Source organism: Kitasatospora herbaricolor (assembly GCF_030813695.1).
Classification (GTDB): Bacteria; Actinomycetota; Actinomycetes; order Streptomycetales; family Streptomycetaceae; genus Kitasatospora; species Kitasatospora herbaricolor.
The window spans coordinates 2,989,257-3,007,124 of sequence record NZ_JAUSVA010000002.1 but is presented as its reverse complement, the minus strand read 5'-3'; the positions used below and the strand labels follow the sequence as shown (position 1 = coordinate 3,007,124).

Sequence of the window (17,868 nt, the reverse complement as noted above, 5' to 3'; positions counted from 1 at the left end):
CCGATGCGTACCACCCGGGCCCCACTGGCCCGCCCAGCTCTCCCCGTCCCGGCCCTCCCCGCCGCGACCGCTCCCGGCGCCGCCCCCGGGCCCGCCGGCCGATCCCACCGCACCGCCCGGCCCGCGCTCGCGGCCCTCTCGCTCGGCTACTTCACCCTGGGCACCGCCTCGCTCGCCGTCGTCGGGCTCGGCGGCCCGATCGGCCGCGACCTGCACACCGCACCCGGCGGCGTCGGCGTCCTGGTCGCCGTCTTCGCCCTCACCTTCGCACTGGCCGCCCCGCTCGCCCCGGCCGTCCTGGGCCGCCTGGACCGCCGCCGCGCGCTGCTCCTCGGCCTCGCCCTGATGGCCGCCGGCGGCGTCCTCGGCGCGCTTGCCCCCTCGTACGCCGTGCTGGTCGGCGCCCGGGTGCTGGCCGGGCTCGGCGGCGCCGTCTTCGGGCCCGCCTCCTCGGCGGTCGGCTCGCTGATCGTCCCGGAGGAGCACCGCCCGCGGGCGCTGGCCACGGTCTTCGCCGGCATGACGGTCGCCGCCGTCCTCGGCGTGCCGCTCTCGGCCTACCTGGGCGGCGCGGTCGGCTGGCGCTGGACGCTGGCCGGCATCGCGGCCGCCACCCTGCTGGCGCTCGTGCTGGTCGCCGCCCTGGTGCCGGCCGTCCCGGCGGGCGAGCCGCCCACCGCCGCCGCCTACCGACGGGTGCTCGCCACCCCGGGCGCCGCCGCCACCGTGCTGACCACCCTGCTGTACATGGCCGCCCAGTTCACCGTCTACGGCGTCGCCGGGGGCTACGTCGCGGCCCGCTTCGGTGCCTCCCCGAGCGCCGTCACCCTGGTGCTGTTCGCCTTCGGCCTCTGCGGGGTGGCCGGCAACGCCTGCGGCGCGCGGCTCTCCGCCCGGCTCGGCGGCGCCCGGACGGTGACCCTCACCCAGGCCGGCCTGGCCGCCGCCTTCCTGGGGCTGCTCGCCGCCCCGCGGGCCCTGCCGGCCGCGGTCCTGCTGTTCGCGCTCTGGGCCTTCTTCAGCCAGCTCTACCAGGCGCCGCAGCAGGCCCGCCTGATCGCCCTGGCGCCCGGGCAGCGCGGCCTGCTGCTGGCCCTCAACGCCTCGATGCTCTACGTCGGCATCAGCCTCGGCAGCCTGCTCGCCGGCACCTTCCTGCCCGTCCTCGGCGCCGGCCCGCTGCCCGCCCTCGGCCTGCTGCCGCTCGCCCTCGCGGGCCTGGCCCACCGGGCCTCCGTCCGCCGCACCGTCCGCTCCACGCCGGCCCCGTCCACGGCCGGCACCGACCGAGAAGGAGTCACCCGATGACCGCCACCACCGATTCCCCCGCCGTTCCCGCCGCCGCCGTTCCCGCCGCGGGGGATCCCACGGACACCGCCGCCGCCCGCGCGCTGGTCCAGGACTACCTGGAGAACTTCTGGAACCAGGGCCGCACCGACCTCGCCGACCGCTACCTCGCCGCGGACCTCCAGCAGCACAACCCCCACCTCCCCGACGGCCGCGCCCCGCTCGCCGAGTTCGTCGCCGGCCTGCGCGGGCAGCTCCCGGAGCTCCGCTTCGAGCTGCGCCGCCTCGCCGCCGAGGGCGACCTGGTCTTCGCCCACTCCCACTTCACCGCCGCACCGGGCGACCCGGGCCGCGCCGTCGTCGACGTCTTCCGGATCGCCGACGGCCTGATCGCCGAGCACTGGGACCTCAGCGAGGCCGTTCCGGAGAGCACCGCGAGCGGCCGCCCGGTCGTCTGAAGGCGAACAGCCGGGGGCGCGGGAACTCCGGGGGCTGCTCGAACGCCTTTCGGCGGGCGCGCCGCGCTTCGCCGCCGAGGTGCGGCGGGCGATCTGAGCCGTGGGCCGGCAGTTCCCGGGACGGTTCAGGCGCCGGCCACCGCCTCCAGCCGCACGGCGCAGACCTTGAACTCCGGCATCCGGGAGACCGGGTCCAGCGCCGGGTTGGTGTGGATGTTGGCGCTGCCCTCGCCCGCCCAGTGGAAGGGCATGAAGACGGTGTCGGGCCTGATCGCGGTGGTCAGCCGGGCGGGGGTGACGGTCCGTCCGCGCCGGCTGACCACCGCGACCTGGTCCCCGTCCCGCACGCCCAGCCGGCCGGCGAGCAGCGGGTGCAGCTCGACGTACGGGCCCGGGGCGGCGGCGTTCAGGGCGTCGACCCGGCGGGTCTGCGCGCCGGACTGGTACTGGGCCAGCACCCGGCCGGTGGTGAGGCGCACGGGGTACCGGGCGTCCGGCTCCTCGGCGGCGGGCCGGTGCTGGACGGGGACGAAGCGGGCCCGTCCGTCCGGGTGGGCGAAGCGCTCCAGGAAGAGCCGCGGGGTGCCCGGGTGCTCCGGCGACGGGCAGGGCCAGAACACGCCGTCCTCGGCCGCGATCCGCTCGTAGCTGATGCCCGCGTAGTCGGCCGCGCCGCCCGCCGAGGCGCGGCGCAGCTCGTCGAAGGCCTTCTCCGGGTCGGTCGGGAACCCCTCGCCGTGGCCGAGCCGGGCCGCCAGCGCGTGCAGCACCTCCAGGTCGGTCCGTACGCCCGCCGGAGCGTCGACGGCCTTGCGGCGCAGGACGACCCGGCCCTCCAGGTTGGTCATCGTCCCGGTCTCCTCGGCCCACTGGGCGACCGGCAGGACCACGTCGGCCAGTTCGGCCGTCTCGGACAGCACCACGTCGCTGACCACGAGGAAGTCGAGCGAGCGCAGCCGCTCGGTGACGTGCCCGGCGTGCGGGGCGGAGACCACCGGGTTGGAGCCGGTCAGCAGCAGCGCCCGGACCTCCCCGCCGAGCGAGTCCAGCAGCTCGTACGCGCTGCGCCCGGGGCCGGGCAGCGAGTCGGGGTCGACGCCCCAGACGGCGGCGACGTGGGCGCGGGCGGCCGGGTCGTCCAGCTTGCGGTAGCCGGGCAACTGGTCCGCCTTCTGGCCGTGCTCGCGTCCGCCCTGGCCGTTGCCCTGCCCGGTGAGGCAGCCGTAGCCGGCGTTCGGGCGGCCCGCGTTGCCGGTGGCCAGGCAGAGGTTGATCCAGGCGCTCACCGTGTCGGTGCCCTTGGCCTGCTGCTCGGGGCCGCGCGCGGTGAGCACCATCGCGGCGTCGGCGTCGCAGAACAGCCGGGCGGCCTCGCGCAACTGCGGCAGCGGGACACCCGTCACCGCCTCGACGTGCTCGGGCCAGTGCGCCATCGCGGCGGCCCTGGTCTGGGCCCAGCCGGTGGTGCGTTCCGCGATGAAGGCCTCGTCGGTGCGGCCGTCCGCGACCACCAGGTGCAGCAGTCCGAGCGCGAGGGCCAGGTCGGTGCCGGGGCGCGGGGCGAGGTGCAGGTCGGCGAGCTCGGCGGTGCGGGTGCGGCGCGGGTCGACGACGACCAGGGTGCCGCCGTTCTCCCGCAGTTCGCGCAGGTAGCGGACGAAGGGCGGCATGGTCTCCGCCGGGTTGCTGCCGACCAGGATCACGCAGCCGGCCCGCGGGATGTCGGCGACCGGGAACGGCAGGCCGCGGTCCAGCCCGAAGGCCCGGGTCCCGGCGGCCGCGGCCGAGGACATGCAGAACCGGCCGTTGTAGTCGATCGCCGAGGTGCGCAGTGCCACCCGGGCGAACTTGCCGAGCAGGTAGGCCTTCTCGTTGGTCAGCCCGCCGCCGCCGAACACCCCGACGGCGTCCCGCCCGTACGTCGCGGCGGTGGCGGCCAGCCGGTCGGCGACCAGATCCAGGGCCTCCTCCCAGCGGGCCGGCCGGAGCGTGCCGTCGCGGCGGACCAGCGGCGTGGTGAGCCGGGCCCCGGGGGCCAGCACGGCGGCGGCGTTGGAGCCCTTGCCGCACAGCGCGCCCCGGTTCACCGGGAAGCCGGGCCGCTCGACCACCGAGACCGGGACGGCGCCCCCGGTGGGGCGCAGCCCCATGCCGCACTGGAGGGCGCAGTACGGGCAGTGCGTGTCGGTGGTGGCGACGGCGTTGCTCATGCCGTCACCCTGCTACGGCGCTGTTTCGCCGCCACGACCCGCGCGTTACGGCTTCCGCACACCGGGCTCACCCCGGCGGGCCCCGGCTGTGAGGGCGGGGAAACCAGTCGTGACCGCCGGGCAACGGCAGGGAAACAGCGAGCGGCCACGCTGGAACCATGACGCCGCCCACCTGGACCTCCAGCTCCTCCGACCTCCTCGCCGAGATCTCGCAGCAGTTCACCGCCAGGTCGGCCGGCACCTCGGCCGGCACCTCGGCCGGCCGCCCGGCCGTCCGCCCGCCGCTGGTCCTGCACTCGGCCCGCCGCCCGGCCCTGGTGCTGGTCGCGCACGGTTCGCGCGATCCGGCGGCCCTCGCCGAGATCCGCCGGCTGCTCGCCCTGCTGCGCGGCGCCCGCCCCGAGCTCGACGTCCGGCTGGCCCACCTCGGGCTGAACGCGCCGCTGCTGCCGGACGTGCTGGCGGAGCTGGCCGGCCCGGTGGTCCTGGTGCCGCTGCTGCTCGGCCGGGGTTACCACGTCAAGGTCGACCTGCCGGCCCTGCTGGCGGCCGCGCCGCAGGTCAGCGGCACGATCACGGCCCCGCTCGGGCCGGACGGGCTGCTCACCGAAGTGCTGTACGAGCGGCTGGTGGAGGCCGGCTGGAGCGACCCCGCGACCGTCCGCGAGCGGCACCGGCACGGCCGCGACGCCGTCGTGCTGGCCGCCTCGGGCTCGCGTGACCCGGACGCGGCGGTCGACACCGAGGCCCAGGCCCGGCTGCTCGCGCGGCGGTTGCACGTGCCGGTGGTGCCCGGGTACGTGGCGGCCGGCTCGCCGAGCGTGGCCGAGGCGGTGGCCGGGCTGTCCGCGCGCGGCTACCGCCGGATCGCGGTGGCGGGGTACTTCACCGCCCCCGGCGACTTCGCCCGGCTGGCCGCGGCGGCGGGGGACTGGCTGACCAGCGCCCCGCTCGGCGCGCACGAGCTGATGGCCCGTCTGGTGCTGGCCCGCTACGAGCACTCCCGGCTGCGGACGGCGGCCTGAGCCGCGGCGGCGGCCGCCCGCCCCCGCCTGCCCCCGCCCGACCGCACCCGGTGCCCGACCGCCCGCACCCGGTGCCCGCGGGCGCCCGGCCGCAGGCCGCGCCCCCGCCCGGGGTTCGCGCCCTGTTGTGCGCCCGGTCACGCGCGGCACCCCCCGGCTGTCGGACGGGCGGCGTACCGTGACTGCCATATGGACGACACCGCGCACCGCACCGCCACCCCGGACCTGACCCCCTCGAACCAGCCGGGCCCGTACGACGGGGCCGCCGAGGCCCGCTGGGTGCCCGAGCCGGACAAACGCCCCGGCCGTACGGCGTTCCAGCGCGACCGCGCCCGCGTCCTGCACTCCGCCGCCCTGCGCCGGCTGGCGGGGACGACCCAGGTGGTCGCCCCGATGCGCAGCGACTTCCCCCGCACCCGGCTGACCCACTCGCTGGAGTGCGCCCAGGTCGGCCGCGAGCTGGGCGCGGCCCTCGGCTGCGACCCGGACCTGGTGGAGACCGGCTGCCTGGCGCACGACATCGGCCACCCGCCGTTCGGCCACACCGGCGAGGAGGCGCTCGACCAGGCCGCCGAGGCCTGCGGCGGCTTCGAGGGCAACGCCCAGTCGCTGCGGATCCTGACCCGCCTGGAGCCCAAGCGCTTCGCCCCGCTCGACGAGGAGGCCGCCCGGCTCGCGCCCTGGCCCGGCCGCAGCGTCGGCCTCAACCTCAGCCGCGCCGCGCTGGACGCCGCCACCAAGTACCCGTGGCCGCGCGGCGCCCACCCCACCGACCCGGGCTCCACCAAGTACGGCGTCTACGCGGACGACCTGCCGGTGTTCCGCTGGCTGCGGGCCGGCTCCCCGCCGGACCGCAAGTGCTTCGAGGCGACGGTCATGGACTGGTCGGACGACGTCGCCTACTCCACCCACGACGTCGAGGACGGCCTGCAGGCCGGCCACATCGACCCGGACGCCCTGCGCTCCCCGGTCGAGCGCGCCGAGCTGTTCAAGGTCGCCGGGCGGTACGCCCCGGACGCCCCGCCCGAGGAGCTCTCGGAGGCGCTGGACCGCCTGCACGCCCAGCCCTGGTGGCCCGCCGCCTACGACGGCTCGGCCCGCGCCCGGGCCGGGCTCAAGGACCTCACCAGCCAGCTGATCGGCCGGTTCTGCCTGGCCGCCGAGCAGGCCACCCGGGCCCGCTACGGCCCCGGCCGGCTGACCAGGTACGCGGCCGAGCTGGTGGTCCCGCGCGAGGTGCGGCTGGAGTGCGCGGTGCTGAAGGCCGTCGCCGTCCGGTACGTGATGCAGCGCGACGAGCAGGAGCAGCTCCGCTCGCGCCAGCGGATCGTGATCGCCGAGCTGGCCGAGGTGCTGACCCGGCGGGCCCCGGAGGGTCTGGACGTGGTCTTCGCCGCCCGCTACGAGGAGGCCGAGGACGACTGCGCCGCCCTGCGCGCGGTGATCGACCAGATCGCCACCCTGACCGACGCCTCGGCACTCGCCCTGCACGCCCGGCTGCTCGGCCCGGCGGCCCGGACCTGAAGGCACCCGGGGACGGGCCGCCGGGGACGTAGACTTCCACAGTGGCCGGGCGGATCAGGGATGAAGATGTACAGGCGGTGCGCAGCGCGCTGCCCATCGACGTGGTGGTCGGCGAGTACGTCCAGCTGACCAACGGCGGCGGGGGCGAGTACAAGGGCGTCTGCCCGTTCCACGACGAGAAGTCGGCGTCGTTCTACGTCAACCCGTCCAAGGGCGTCTTCCACTGCTTCGGCTGCCAGGAGAACGGCGACACCATCGCCTTCCTGATGAAGATCGAGCACTTCACCTTCGCCGAGGCCGTCGAGCGGATGGCCGCCCAGGCCAACATCACCCTGCGTTACGAGGAGGGCGGCTACAACCCCCGCCACCAGCAGGGCGAGCGGACCAGGCTGGTCGAGGCGCACAAGGTGGCCGCCGCGTTCTTCCAGGAGCAGCTGCAGTCGCCGGAGGCCGAGATCGGCCGGCGGTTCCTGGCCGAGCGGGGCTTCGACGAGGAGGCGGCCCAGCACTTCGGGGTCGGCTACGCGCCGGCCGGCTGGGAGCACCTGGTGCGCTTCCTGCGCGGCAAGGGCTTCAGCGACAAGGAGGTCCTGCTCGGCGGCCTGGCCTCGCAGGGCCAGCGCGGCGGCCTGATCGACCGCTTCCGCGGCCGGCTGGTCTGGCCGATCCGGGACATGGGCGGCGAGGTGATCGGCTTCGGCGCCCGCCGGCTGCGCGAGGACGACAACGGTCCGAAGTACCTCAACACCCCCGAGACGCCGATCTACAAGAAGTCCAACGTGCTGTACGGCATCGACCTGGCGAAGAAGGAGATCGCCAAGTCGGGCCGGGCGGTGGTGGTCGAGGGCTACACCGACGTGATGGCCTGTCACCTGGCCGGGGTGACCACGGCGGTGGCGACCTGCGGCACGGCCTTCGCCGAGGACCACATCAAGATCATCCGTCGGCTGCTGATGGACACCTCCCAGTACCGGGGCGAGACCGTCTTCACCTTCGACGGCGACGCGGCCGGCCAGAAGGCCGCCCTGCGGGCCTTCGAGGACGACCAGAAGTTCGCCGCCCGCACCTCCATCGCGGTCAGCCCCGGCGGCATGGACCCGTGCGACCTGCGCCTCGCCCAGGGCGACGAGGCGGTCCGGACGCTGATCGACAACCCCGTCCCGCTCTTCGAGTTCGCGCTGCGCTCGGCCGTGGCCCGCCACCGGGTGGAGACCGCCGAGGGCCGGTCCGCCGCGCTGCTGGAGGCGGCGCCGATCGTCGCCAAGATCAAGGACCGCTCGATCCAGCACGAGTACGCCGTCCAGCTGGCCGGCATGCTGGGCATCCTCGACGAGCAGTTCGTGGTCCGCCGGGTCGGCCAGCTCGCCCGCTGGGACCGCGACAACAAGCAGCAGAACCAGCGCGGCGGCAACCAGCAGCAGGCCCGCCGGCCGGAGGTGCAGGCCCAGCCGGCGCAGCCGGCCCGCCCGGTCTTCCGGCTCAACCCGCGCGACCCGGCGCAGTTCGTCGAGCGCGAGCTGCTCAAGCTGGCCCTGCAGTACCCGGCGCTGGTCAGCCCGGCCTTCGACAACTACGGCGAGGACGAGTTCCCGACCCCGCCGTACACGGCCGTGCGCAGGGCGATCGGCCAGGCCGGCGGCGCCGCGTACGGGGCCGCCCTGCCCGACTTCACCAAGACCGTCCGGGAGATCGCGCCGGACGACCAGGTGCGCTCGCTGGTCACCGAGCTGACCGTCGAGCCGGTGCGCACCCGGCGCAAGCCCGACGAGATCTACGCGGGCGAGTTCCTGGTCAAGCTGCGGCTGCAGGCCGTGGAGCGGCGGGTGGCCGAGGTCAGGGCCCAGCTCCAGCGGCTGGGCAACCGGGCCGCCCCCGAGGAGCTGCACGCGGTGCAGACCGAGCTGTGGCAGCTCCAGCAGTACGGCCAGCAGCTGCGCAGCCGGGGCGCCGCCGCGCTCTAGCCGGCGAACCCCCGCCGGTGACGGCCGGTCGCGGGCCCGCCGCGGCCCGGCGGCAGAAAGTGCGCGCACGAGTCTCGGCCGGAGCGTGTGGCGTACCCCACACTGGAGGGCGTCCCACCTCCGTTCAGCGCGGGTCCGCCAGAGTCGCGCACGGCCCCGAGGGGATGCCCGTGGACCCAGCCGCGACAGTTCGTCCTACGCCGACCCGGACCCCCGACACCTTCGACAGCGCCGATCTCCCGGGCCCGCACGGCCCCGGCCGGGAGGCCTCGGGCCGGGGCGCCGCGAGCCCGCGCCCACCAGGTCCGGAGCTGCCCCATGCCCGGTCCGGTACCCCCGGCGGCCGGCCGGCGGTACCCGTCGAGGAGCCGCCGGAGGAGCTTGTCGAGGATCCCGCCCAGGAGCTCGTCGAGGAGCCGCCCGAGGAGCCCGTCGAGGAGCCCGTCGAGGAGCCCGACGAAGGGCCCGGCGATGGGCCGGCCCGGGCGGCCTCCCTGGACGCCGCCGCCGGCCCCGCCGCGGACCTGTTCCGCCAGTACCTGCGCGAGATCGGACGGGTCCGGCTGCTGACCGCGGCGGAGGAGGTCGAGCTCGCCCGCCAGGTCGAGGCCGGCCTGTTCGCCGAGGAGCGGCTCTCCCGCACCCCGGGCCCGGACGACCGCCTCGCCGACGAGCTCGACCGTCTGGTGGTGCTCGGCCGGATCGCCAAGCGCCGGCTCATCGAGGCCAACCTGCGCCTGGTGGTCTCGGTGGCCAAGCGCTACATCGGACGCGGCCTGACCATGCTCGACCTGGTCCAGGAGGGCAACGTCGGCCTGATCCGGGCGGTGGAGAAGTTCGACTACACCCGGGGCTACAAGTTCTCCACCTACGCGACCTGGTGGATCCGGCAGGCGATGAGCCGGGCCCTCGCGGACCAGGCCCGCACCATCCGGGTCCCGGTGCACGTGGTCGAGCTGATCAACCGGGTGATCCGGATCCAGCGGGGACTGCTCCAGGAGCGCGGCGTCGAGCCGACCCCGGCCGACATCGCCGCCGTCCTGGAGCTGCCGGAGACCCGGATCCGCGAGGTGCTGCGCCTGGCCCAGGAGCCGATCTCGCTGCACACCCCGGTCGGCGAGGAGGACGACGTGGCCCTCGGCGACCTGATCGAGGACGCCGACGCGGCCTCACCCGTCGAGTCGGCCTCGTTCCTGCTGCTGCGCCGGCACCTGGAGGCCGTGCTGGCCACCCTCGGCGAACGCGAACGGCAGGTGGTGCAACTGCGCTACGGCCTGGACGACGGGCGCCCGCGCACCCTGGAGGAGATCGGGCACCTCTTCGGGGTCACCCGTGAGCGGATCCGCCAGATCGAGTCGAAGACCCTCGGCAAACTGCGCGACCACGCCTTCGCCGAGCAGCTCCGCGGCTACCTGGACTGACGTCCGGAGGTCGGCCCCCGGATCGTGCGGGACTCAGCCCCAGATGCTGTTGTTGGCGAGCGGCCGGGCCAGGCCGGCGAGGCCGGTGCCCGGGGCGGCGGTGGTGGCGGAGGCGGCGGGGCCGCGCGCTCCGGCGGGGCCGGCCGCGGCCGGGCGGGTCAGGACGGACGGGAGGCAGCTGCGGTCGAGCAGCGAGCCGACGGACATGAGGGACTCCGTGGAGATCGGCCGCGCGGACGACGGGCCCGGCGGGCCCGACGGAAGGCGAGGACGCCTTCCCTGCGGTGATCACCATGCTCCGGCCCGGCCCACCGCGCGGTCCAGCTCCACGCCGTCCCCAACCGGGCCGCGGCGTCCCCAAGGCTCTGACCTGCAGGGACGTCGCGGAGTGGGGACGGTGTCGGCTGTCCGGCGGCTCCTTCGGCCGGGCGGAAGGCAGGCCTCAGGGCGCGGCCGGCGCCTTCACGTGGTCGGTGCAGGCGCGGGTGGCTCCGTCGGGCAGGGTGGCGCAGACCCAGGCGGACTTGTCGCCGGTCAGCTCCACCATCGGCGAGTAGGCGTCGTTGCCCCATTTCACGGCGTACGGGGAGGTGGTCCCGTCCGAGTTCTCCGCCGAGACGATGGCGTTGGGCGCCGCGTAGGTGATCCGGCCCCATGCCGCGGAGCAGGCCTTGCTGTAGCGCAACTCCATGACGATCTCCTGGTTCTTGCCCAGGACGAGGGTCTGGCCGTCCTGGCTGCAGCCCATCGCGCCCGGGTCCTTCCCGCTGCAGCCGGCCGCGCTGCAGCCGATCGGACGCGGCGTCGCGGGGGCGGAGGCGGTGGTGGAGGCGGACCCGGTGGGCGCGGGCGCGGCCGCCGCGCTGCCGGTGGCGGCGACGGTGGGCGCGGCGCCGGCGGCCGTGTCCGTGGCGTCGCCGTCCCGGGCCAGCCCGAGGACCAGGACCAGGGCGGCGACCAGGACGGCCGCGAGCGCCCCGGCGGCCACCGCGCGGCGGGCGGTCCACCGGGTGGTGCGTCCGGCCGGTGCGTCGGCCGCGCCGTCCTCGGCGCCGGTGCCCTCGGCGCCGGCCGCCCCGGCACCGGTGGCGGCCGCGCCGGCCGCCACCTGCTCGCGCTCGCTGCGCTCCCGGTCGGCGAGGTCCCACAGTTCGAGCAGCGGGGCCACCTCGTGCTCGAAGGCGGTGCCCAGGCTCTCCACCGCCCCGCGGGGCGGGAACTGCTTGCCGTTGACCCAGCGCTCCCACGAGGACTTGGCGTAGTGCGTCCGCTCGCCGATCTTGGCGTAGCTGAGCCCCGAGGCGTCCTTGAAGGCCAGCAGCTCCAGGCGCAGCCGCTCGGCGGCCTCGGGCCCGGCGTCCGGTACGGGGCCGGAGGCGCTGTTCGGGGGCGTGGTGGGGGAGTCCTCGGTGGTCATCGTCATGCCGTTCGCCTGGGGGTGACCGGGTCCGGCTGAGTACGGGACGGTGCCACGCGCCTGGACGGCCCCCTCCTCAAGGCCCGGCGGTTTGGTGGTCCTGAGAGTCCGTCGGGCAGCATAGCGCGCGCCGCCCGCACCCAGGACGGGCGGCGGCCCGGCAGGCACCCGGAGCGCCGCCCGACGGTGGGTCAGTGGTGGAAGGCCGTCCGGGCCGGGACCCCGAGGTCCTTCAACGGGCCGGGCTGGCTCTTGAGTTCCGGCAGCAGCCGGGTCAGGTCGGCGAGCAGCAGGTCGGCCAGGTCGCGGGAGAAACCGTTGCGGCAGACCACCCGCAGCACGGCGAGGTCGGTCCGGTTCTCCGGGAAGCGGTAGGCGGGGACCTGCCAGCCCCGCTCGCGCAGCCGGCGCGAGACGTCGAAGACGTCGAACGGCACGTCGCCGGTGGTGGTGAAGGCGAAGACCGGCAGTTCGTCGCCGCGGGTGAGCAGCCGGAAGCAGCCCAGCTTCTCGACGGCGCCCGACAGGTACAGCGCGACGTCCCGGGAGGCCTGCTGGACGGCCCGGTAGCCGTCGTGGCCGAGCCGCAGGAAGGTGTAGTACTGGGCGATCACCTCGCCCCCGGGGCGGGAGAAGTTCAGCGCGAAGGTGGGCATCTCGCCGCCCAGGTAGTTCACCCGGAACACCAGCTCCTGCGGCAGGGCCTCCTTGTCGCGCCAGAGTGCCCAGCCCACGCCCGGGTACACCAGCCCGTACTTGTGGCCGGAGGTGTTGATCGAGGAGACCCGGGGGAGCCGGAAGTCCCAGGGCAGGTCGGGGTCGAGGAAGGGCGCGACCATGCCGCCGGAGGCGCCGTCCACGTGCACCGGCACGTCGAGCCCGGTGCGGCCCTGGAGTCCGTCGAGGGCCGCGCAGATCTCCGCCACCGGTTCGTAGCTGCCGTCGAAGGTGGAGCCGAGGATCGCGACCACGCCGATGGTGTCCTCGTCGCAGAGCGCCACGGCCTGCTCGGCGCCGAGGTGGTAGCGCTCGCCCTCCATCGGGGCGGTGCGGGCCTCCACCTCCCAGAAGGCGCAGAACTTCTCCCAGCAGACCTGGACGTTGACGCCCATCACCAGGTTGGGCCGGGCCCCGGCGGCGTACCGCTCGGCGTTGCGGGCCGTCCAGCGGCGCTTGAGGGCCAGCCCGGCCAGCATGCACGCCTCGCTGGAGCCGGTGGTGGAGCAGCCGACGGAGCTGCTCGGGTCGGGGGCGTGCCACAGGTCGGCGAGGATCGCCACGCAGCGCCGCTCCAGCTCGGCGGTCTGCGGGTACTCGTCCTTGTCGATCATGTTCTTGTCGAGGCACTCGGTCATCAGCCGGGTCGCCTGGGCCTCCATCGAGGTGGTCACGAAGGTGGCCAGGTTGAGCTTGGCGTTGCCGTCCAGCATCAGCTCGTCGTGGATCAGCTGGTAGGCGGTCTCCGCCGGGACGGGGCCCCGGGCCAGCCGGTGCACCGGCGGGGCCAGCTCCATCGACCCCAGCGGGTCGGCCGCCCCGATGAACGGGCTGACCGTCAGCCGCCGGTCGTCGTCGGCTCCCTCGTGCAGCGCCATGGGGGATCCGTCCTTCGCTCCGGCGGCCGTGTCCCGCTCCACGCTGCCACCGGTGGCCGGGTGACGCACGTCCGGTGCCACCACGGCCGGCCCCCGGACGGTCTCAGGAGGCGGTCTCCGGGTGGATCTGCTCCCGGGCCGCCGCGTACTGCCGGCGCACCGCCGACCCGACCGGCAGGTCCCGCTCCTGGTCGGGGACGGTGGTGACGGCCCCCTCCGGCAGCTCCCAGTGCGGCGGCTCGGCGCCGCCGGCCAGTGCCCAGGCGGCCTGCCGGGCGGCGCCGCGCGCCGCGTGGTCGCCGGGCGCCGGGACGACGACGGGCACGCCGAACACCTGGGGCGCGATCTGCCGGACGGCGGGCAGCCGGCCGGCGGTGCCCAGCAGGAACACCCGGCGGACCTCCACGCCCTTGGCGCGCAGCACGTCCAGCGCGTCGGCGATGTTGCAGAGCATGCCCTCGACGGCGGCCCTGGCCAGGTGGTGGGCCGCCATCGACTCGGCGCGCAGGCCGGTCAGGGTGCCCGCCGCGTGCGGCAGGCTGGGCGTGCGCTCGCCGTCCAGGTAGGGCAGCAGCACCAGGCCGTAGGAGCCGGGGGAGGACTGCAGGGCCAGCTCGCTGAGGCCCTCCAGGTCGGTGCCGAGCATCCCGGCGGTGGCCCGTAGCACCTGGGCGGCGTTGAGGGTGGCGGCCATCGGCAGGTGGCGGCCGGTGGCGTCTGCGAAGGACGAGATGACGCCGGAGGCGTCCACCACGGCCCGGTCGTGCACCGCGAAGATGGTGCCGTTGCCGCCGATCGAGACCACCGCGTCGCCGGGGCCCAGGCCCAGGCCCAGGGCGGCGGCCATGTTGTCACCGGTGCCGGCCGAGATCAGCAGGCCCTCGGGGGTGTGCCCGGCGGGTTCGGCCGGGGCGAGGACCTCCGGCAGCCGCAGTTCGTGGCCGAGGGCGAGCTTCACCAGGTCCTGCCGGTAGTCACCGGTGACCGGCGACCAGTAGCCGGTGCCGGAGGCGTCGCCGCGGTCGGTGGTGCGGCGCTGCGGGTGGCCGAGGAGCTGCCAGATGAGCCAGTCGTGCGGCAGCAGCACCTCGGCGATCCGCCGGGCCGAGGCCGGTTCGAACTCGGCCAGCCAGCGCAGCTTGGCGATGGTGTAGCTGGCGGTCGGGACGGCGCCGATGGCCTGGGTCCAGGCGGCGGGGCCGCCGAGGGCGTCCACCAGGGCCGCCGCGGCGCCGGCCGAGCGCGGGTCGTTCCACAGGATGGCGGGGCGGACCAGCACGCCGCCCGCGTCCAGGCCGATCATGCCGTGCTGCTGGGCGCAGACGCCGATCGCCCGGACGCTCTCCAGCAGGCCGCCCGCGGCGGCCTCCCCCAGCGAGTGCAGCCAGGACTGCGGGTCCGTCCCGGCCCGGGCGTCGTCGCCCTCGGGGGCCGGGTGCGGGGCCTTGCCCGAGCGCAGCACGGTGCCGGTCTCGGCGTCGCACGCCACGATCTTGGTGCGGTTGGTCGAACTGTCTATCCCCGCGACGATGGCCATGTCGAGATCATGCCTCAGCGGGCGGCCGGACGCGGCCGGGCGGCACAAGTGTTGCCCAGTCGGTACCGGCCGGTAGGCGTCCGGTCGCACGGTGGTTCGGCGGGCGACCCGGCCTCGTGCACCGCTCCGGTGCGGCCGGCCGGCGCGGTGGTGCCGCCGCCCGCCGGCCCGGCGTCCGCGCGGGGCGCGAGCGGTCCGTTCACGGCCGGAAGGTTCCCCAGCTGTCGTCCGCCGGCACCGGCTCGCGGTTGAAGTACGGCACCCGTTCGGTCAGCGAGTTCGGCAGCTTGTCACCGACCTTGTCGGCCACCGCGCCGGCCGCCTTGCCGGCCGCCGCGCCCGCCTGCTGCTTGGCCTTGCCGGCGGCGCTCTGCACCCGCGGGTTCTGCGCGACCTTGCGGGTGGCCTTGGCGATCTGCTCGTACCGCTGCCGGCCCGCCCGCGAACCGAGCACGTACCCGGCCGCGGCCCCCACGATGAAACTCAGCTTCCACATGCTCGGTCTCCACCCTTCCTCGCGGACTGTGCCGCATTGCCCTACCCGCCGTTCGCGGCGGCGAACCGTCCGTGTCCCCAGCATCCCCGTGCGGTACGCCGGCCGCGCGCCGGGCGCGCCGGGCGGGGGGTCGCGGAGCGGTGGCGGGAAAGCGATTGGCGGACCACCCCCCTGAGTGCGCTAATGTATGTCCCGCAGCGAGCGCCGAGGGCCCGGGAGACCGGAAGCCCGGAGCGGAAGCCGATCCCCCATAGCTCAATTGGCAGAGCAGCCGACTGTTAATCGGCAGGTTATTGGTTCGAGTCCAATTGGGGGAGCCACAGGAAGCCGGGCCCACGGGCCCGGCACGCCTGCTGTGCAGTACCTCGGTACGCGCGATCCCGCATAGCTCAATTGGCAGAGCAGCCGGCTGTTAACCGGCAGGTTTTTGGTTCGAGTCCAAATGCGGGAGCTTCATCGGGTTCGTCCCCGGTGAGTGCTCAGAGCGAAGGCCCCCCGATCGACCGGGGGGCCTTCGTGTTTCCCGGCCCGTCACCGTCAGGCCCCGCTCCCGTCCCCGGCCGGCCGTCCGCTGCCTTCGGCCGGCCTCAGCCGGTCGCCGCCCGGTGGTAGAGCTCGGTGACCCGCTCGTCGAAGGTCACGCTGTAGGAGATCCGCGGGGTGTCCCCGCCCTCCTGGTAGCCGCCGATCACGCCCACCACCGCGCCGGCCCCGGTGATCCAGGGGCTGCCGCTGGTGCCGTCCGTGTAGCCGTCGCAGTCGAAGCGCTCCTGGGTGGGGCTCTGCGAGGCCGTCCGGGTGGAGCAGGTGATCGGCTCCTCGCCGCCGTTCGGGTAGCCGGTCACCGAGACGGCCAGCCCGAAGCCGCTCTCGCCGCCGAGGCTGTTGCCGCCGACCACGTCCTCGATCTGGCGGCCCCCCGACGGCTTCACCGTGACGAACGCCACGTCGTACTCGGGGTCGGCCTCCTCGCTCCAGCGCGGGTCGACGGTCACCGCGTCCAGCGCCCAGCTGCCGTACGGGGACGTGCCGTTGCGGTAGCCGGGGGTGAAAACCAGGCCCTCCTGCGGGCCGTAGTCGTCCGGCACCACGCAGTGCGCGGCGGTGACCAGCAGGTTGTGCCGGGGGCTGCGCACCACGCTGGCCGTACAGGCGCGGGGCCCCTGGGCGGTGCCGAGGGAGAGCGTGCCGACGCGGTCCCCGGCGGCGTCCCGGGGAGCGGTGCGGGCCGCCGGGGGCGCCTCGACGGCGGCGCTGCAGGCGGTGGCGGCGATCAGCAGGGCGGCCGCGGGGGGCAGCAGCCGAGCGCGTACGGGCCGGGCCGGGCCGAGTGCCATCAGGACTCCGCCTCTCGTCCTCGCGTCCGGCGGCCGCGTGTCGGGTGTACGGGCGCCGCGCCGGGGGCCGGCCGTCCGGCGCGCCGGGCCGCCGTCGTCCGGCGCCCCGTACCTGGAAGATCTACCAGTCCGGACGGGGGCGGCGCCACCGCCCGGCCCGCTCACCCGGTGGCCCGGTCGTACAGGGCCTGCACGTCCTCGCCGAAGTAACTGCTGTACGAGATGTCGGGGGTGTCGCCGCCCTGCTGGTAGCCGCCTATCACCCCGACCACGGTGCCGGTCATGGTGGCCGGGTCGAAGTCGGTCACCCAGGGGCTACCGCTGGTGCCGCCGGTGTAGTCCGGGCAGTCGATCCGCAGCTGGGTCGGGCTCTGCTCCTGCGAGGTGTTGCTGCAGGTGATGGGAAGGTCGCCGCTGCTCGGGTAGCCGGTCACCTTCACCGGCAGCCGGTGGTCCCGGTCGATGCCCAGCAGGTTGGCGCCGAGCACCTGCTGCACCTGCCGGCCGTTCTGCGGGGCGACGACCGCGAAGGCGACGTCGATGTCGGGATCGCCGGACTCCTCCCAGCGCGGGTCGACCGTCACCGACAGCAGCGGCCAGACGCCGTTCGGGGTCTCGCCGGCGCGGTAGCCGGGGACGAACACCAGGTCGCCGCGCGGCCCGAGGCGCGGGTCGTCGACGCAGTGCGCGGCGGTGACGATCAGGTTGAGGCCGGCGCTGTCGACGACGCTCGCGGTGCAGAAGTGGTCGCCGGCGGCCGAATGTGTGAAGACCGCCCCGACCAGGCTGTTCAGCGCGGTGGGAGCGGCGGTGCGGGTCGTCCCGGGGTGCTCGGCGACGGCGGCTCGGATCCGGTCCTTGGTCCAGCCGTGCACCGCGTCGGTGCCGCCGGCCGCCGGCGTCGGGGTGCCCGGTGCCGGGGTGCCGGTGGTCGGGGTGCCGGACGCCGTGGCGGCGGGCGGCCCGGCCGGGGACAGACACCCCGCGCAGGCCAGCGCGAGGGCCAGGGCGCAGGTTCCCGCGGTCAGCTCACGCATCGTCATCCGCCGCACCCCGGCACCCTCCGCGCCGCGCCGGACCGTGGACCGGGCCGGCTCGTCGGCTCCCAGGATCGGGCCCGGGGGTCGGCCGGGCCACCGGGATTCGCCCGGACGGGGAGGGCACCGGGCCCGCGTACCCATGTGCGCCCCCGGCGCGCATCACGGGTGATCGACCGGCTATGCTGCCCGGGACGGCCTTCCGGGGCCGTCTGCTGCTGCCGCGACCGGCCCACCGGGCGCGCACGGCGAACCGGGGCGGTAGCTCAGCCGGTTAGAGCAGGGGACTCATAATCCCTTGGTCGTGGGTTCGAGTCCCACCCGCCCCACCGTCGAAAGATGTCGGCCCGCCGCGAATTCGCCGCGCTGACCTGCCGAAACGGTCGACTGTCCTGGAGGAACTCTAGGGCAGCGCCACCCTCCTCCGGGCACGGACATGCCGAGGTTCACCCATCCGGGATGCCGCCGGCGCCGAGGTATTGACGATCCGTCCGGCGCCGCCCGCACAACCCGCCGCCGTGGCGTCGCGGATCCCCGCGCCGGTCGCCCGACCGGGCCCTGGC

14 protein-coding genes and 3 tRNA genes are annotated in these 17,868 nt (G+C 75.5%); 9 read left to right on the top strand and 8 right to left on the bottom strand.

Annotation, left to right across the window (positions count from 1 at the left end; translation table 11 throughout):
* Window positions 1-3: 3 nt before the first annotated feature.
* Entirely contained in the window at window positions 4-1,308 is a 1,305-nt protein-coding gene (locus J2S46_RS13475) for an MFS transporter (protein WP_191289184.1), read from the top strand.
* Window positions 1,305-1,745 (top strand): nuclear transport factor 2 family protein, encoded by a 441-nt coding sequence (locus J2S46_RS13470; protein ID WP_191289183.1) that lies wholly within the window; start codon window positions 1,305-1,307, stop codon window positions 1,743-1,745. The genes J2S46_RS13475 and J2S46_RS13470 overlap by 4 nt, the downstream gene beginning before the upstream one ends.
* 125 nt (window positions 1,746-1,870) lie before the next feature.
* Here the strand turns inward: J2S46_RS13470 and J2S46_RS13465 are convergent, their stop codons facing one another.
* Window positions 1,871-3,955: a molybdopterin oxidoreductase family protein gene (locus J2S46_RS13465; RefSeq protein ID WP_191289182.1), complete on the bottom strand. Its 2,085-nt coding sequence runs from the start codon at window positions 3,953-3,955 to the stop codon at window positions 1,871-1,873.
* Between the two features lie 158 nt (window positions 3,956-4,113).
* On the opposite strand from J2S46_RS13465, the gene J2S46_RS13460 reads away from it, so the two are divergent.
* The 4 genes from J2S46_RS13460 to J2S46_RS13445 all read left to right on the top strand — a co-directional run bounded on the left by J2S46_RS13460 (window position 4,114) and on the right by J2S46_RS13445 (window position 9,886).
* Window positions 4,114-4,980 carry a sirohydrochlorin chelatase gene (locus J2S46_RS13460; protein ID WP_191289181.1) on the top strand — a complete coding sequence of 289 codons (867 nt, stop codon included), beginning with the start codon at window positions 4,114-4,116 and terminating at the stop codon, window positions 4,978-4,980.
* Window positions 4,981-5,169: 189 nt separating this feature from the next.
* Window positions 5,170-6,504 carry a deoxyguanosinetriphosphate triphosphohydrolase gene (locus tag J2S46_RS13455; protein WP_191289180.1) on the top strand — a complete coding sequence of 445 codons (1,335 nt, stop codon included), beginning with the start codon at window positions 5,170-5,172 and terminating at the stop codon, window positions 6,502-6,504.
* Window positions 6,505-6,545: 41 nt separating this feature from the next.
* Window positions 6,546-8,465 carry a DNA primase gene (gene dnaG / locus J2S46_RS13450; protein ID WP_191289179.1) on the top strand — a complete coding sequence of 640 codons (1,920 nt, stop codon included), beginning with the start codon at window positions 6,546-6,548 and terminating at the stop codon, window positions 8,463-8,465.
* Between the two features lie 170 nt (window positions 8,466-8,635).
* Window positions 8,636-9,886 carry an RNA polymerase sigma factor gene (locus tag J2S46_RS13445; RefSeq protein ID WP_442358320.1) on the top strand — a complete coding sequence of 417 codons (1,251 nt, stop codon included), beginning with the start codon at window positions 8,636-8,638 and terminating at the stop codon, window positions 9,884-9,886.
* Window positions 9,887-9,919: 33 nt separating this feature from the next.
* Here J2S46_RS13445 and J2S46_RS13440 read toward each other — a convergent pair whose 3' ends face one another.
* From J2S46_RS13440 to J2S46_RS13420, 5 genes are all read right to left on the bottom strand, one after another.
* Window positions 9,920-10,093: a hypothetical protein gene (locus J2S46_RS13440; RefSeq protein WP_191289178.1), complete on the bottom strand. Its 174-nt coding sequence runs from the start codon at window positions 10,091-10,093 to the stop codon at window positions 9,920-9,922.
* Between the two features lie 235 nt (window positions 10,094-10,328).
* Window positions 10,329-11,309, bottom strand: coding sequence for a DUF2690 domain-containing protein (locus J2S46_RS13435; protein ID WP_191289177.1), 981 nt, complete (start codon window positions 11,307-11,309; stop codon window positions 10,329-10,331).
* 185 nt (window positions 11,310-11,494) lie between these two features.
* Window positions 11,495-12,898 carry a glutamate decarboxylase gene (gene gad, locus J2S46_RS13430; protein WP_191289176.1) on the bottom strand — a complete coding sequence of 468 codons (1,404 nt, stop codon included), beginning with the start codon at window positions 12,896-12,898 and terminating at the stop codon, window positions 11,495-11,497.
* A 103-nt stretch (window positions 12,899-13,001) separates the two neighbouring features.
* Window positions 13,002-14,435 carry an FGGY family carbohydrate kinase gene (locus J2S46_RS13425; protein ID WP_191289175.1) on the bottom strand — a complete coding sequence of 478 codons (1,434 nt, stop codon included), beginning with the start codon at window positions 14,433-14,435 and terminating at the stop codon, window positions 13,002-13,004.
* 199 nt (window positions 14,436-14,634) lie between these two features.
* Window positions 14,635-14,931: a hypothetical protein gene (locus tag J2S46_RS13420; RefSeq protein ID WP_190209930.1), complete on the bottom strand. Its 297-nt coding sequence runs from the start codon at window positions 14,929-14,931 to the stop codon at window positions 14,635-14,637.
* A gap of 244 nt (window positions 14,932-15,175) precedes the next feature.
* On the opposite strand from J2S46_RS13420, the gene J2S46_RS13415 reads away from it, so the two are divergent.
* Together J2S46_RS13415 and J2S46_RS13410 are read left to right on the top strand one after the other, a co-directional pair.
* Window positions 15,176-15,251, top strand: a tRNA-Asn gene (locus tag J2S46_RS13415).
* Between the two features lie 58 nt (window positions 15,252-15,309).
* Window positions 15,310-15,382, top strand: a tRNA-Asn gene (locus J2S46_RS13410).
* Between the two features lie 136 nt (window positions 15,383-15,518).
* Here the strand turns inward: J2S46_RS13410 and J2S46_RS13405 are convergent.
* Window positions 15,519-16,268, bottom strand: coding sequence for a trypsin-like serine peptidase (locus J2S46_RS13405; protein WP_191289174.1), 750 nt, complete (start codon window positions 16,266-16,268; stop codon window positions 15,519-15,521).
* A 161-nt stretch (window positions 16,269-16,429) separates the two neighbouring features.
* Complete coding sequence (locus tag J2S46_RS13400) at window positions 16,430-17,311, bottom strand: trypsin-like serine protease (protein WP_229912497.1); 882 nt, start codon at window positions 17,309-17,311, stop codon at window positions 16,430-16,432.
* 249 nt (window positions 17,312-17,560) lie between these two features.
* Here J2S46_RS13400 and J2S46_RS13395 point away from each other — a divergent pair.
* Window positions 17,561-17,634, top strand: a tRNA-Ile gene (locus tag J2S46_RS13395).
* Window positions 17,635-17,868: the final 234 nt, after the last annotated feature.

What these genes read in the sequence shown, in the direction of transcription:
- J2S46_RS13435 (WP_191289177.1), bottom strand. Translation starts at nt 11,309, where the DNA reads ATGACGATGACCACCGAGGACTCCCCCACCACGCCCCCGAACAGCGCC.
- J2S46_RS13475 (WP_191289184.1), top strand. Translation starts at nt 4, where the DNA reads ATGCGTACCACCCGGGCCCCACTGGCCCGCCCAGCTCTCCCCGTCCCG.
- J2S46_RS13425 (WP_191289175.1), bottom strand. Translation starts at nt 14,435, where the DNA reads ATGGCCATCGTCGCGGGGATAGACAGTTCGACCAACCGCACCAAGATC.
- J2S46_RS13420 (WP_190209930.1), bottom strand. Translation starts at nt 14,931, where the DNA reads ATGTGGAAGCTGAGTTTCATCGTGGGGGCCGCGGCCGGGTACGTGCTC.
- J2S46_RS13470 (WP_191289183.1), top strand. Translation starts at nt 1,305, where the DNA reads ATGACCGCCACCACCGATTCCCCCGCCGTTCCCGCCGCCGCCGTTCCC.
- J2S46_RS13405 (WP_191289174.1), bottom strand. Translation starts at nt 16,268, where the DNA reads ATGGCACTCGGCCCGGCCCGGCCCGTACGCGCTCGGCTGCTGCCCCCC.
- J2S46_RS13465 (WP_191289182.1), bottom strand. Translation starts at nt 3,955, where the DNA reads ATGAGCAACGCCGTCGCCACCACCGACACGCACTGCCCGTACTGCGCC.
- gad (WP_191289176.1), bottom strand. Translation starts at nt 12,898, where the DNA reads ATGGCGCTGCACGAGGGAGCCGACGACGACCGGCGGCTGACGGTCAGC.
- J2S46_RS13440 (WP_191289178.1), bottom strand. Translation starts at nt 10,093, where the DNA reads ATGTCCGTCGGCTCGCTGCTCGACCGCAGCTGCCTCCCGTCCGTCCTG.
- J2S46_RS13400 (WP_229912497.1), bottom strand. Translation starts at nt 17,311, where the DNA reads ATGACGATGCGTGAGCTGACCGCGGGAACCTGCGCCCTGGCCCTCGCG.
- J2S46_RS13455 (WP_191289180.1), top strand. Translation starts at nt 5,170, where the DNA reads ATGGACGACACCGCGCACCGCACCGCCACCCCGGACCTGACCCCCTCG.
- J2S46_RS13460 (WP_191289181.1), top strand. Translation starts at nt 4,114, where the DNA reads ATGACGCCGCCCACCTGGACCTCCAGCTCCTCCGACCTCCTCGCCGAG.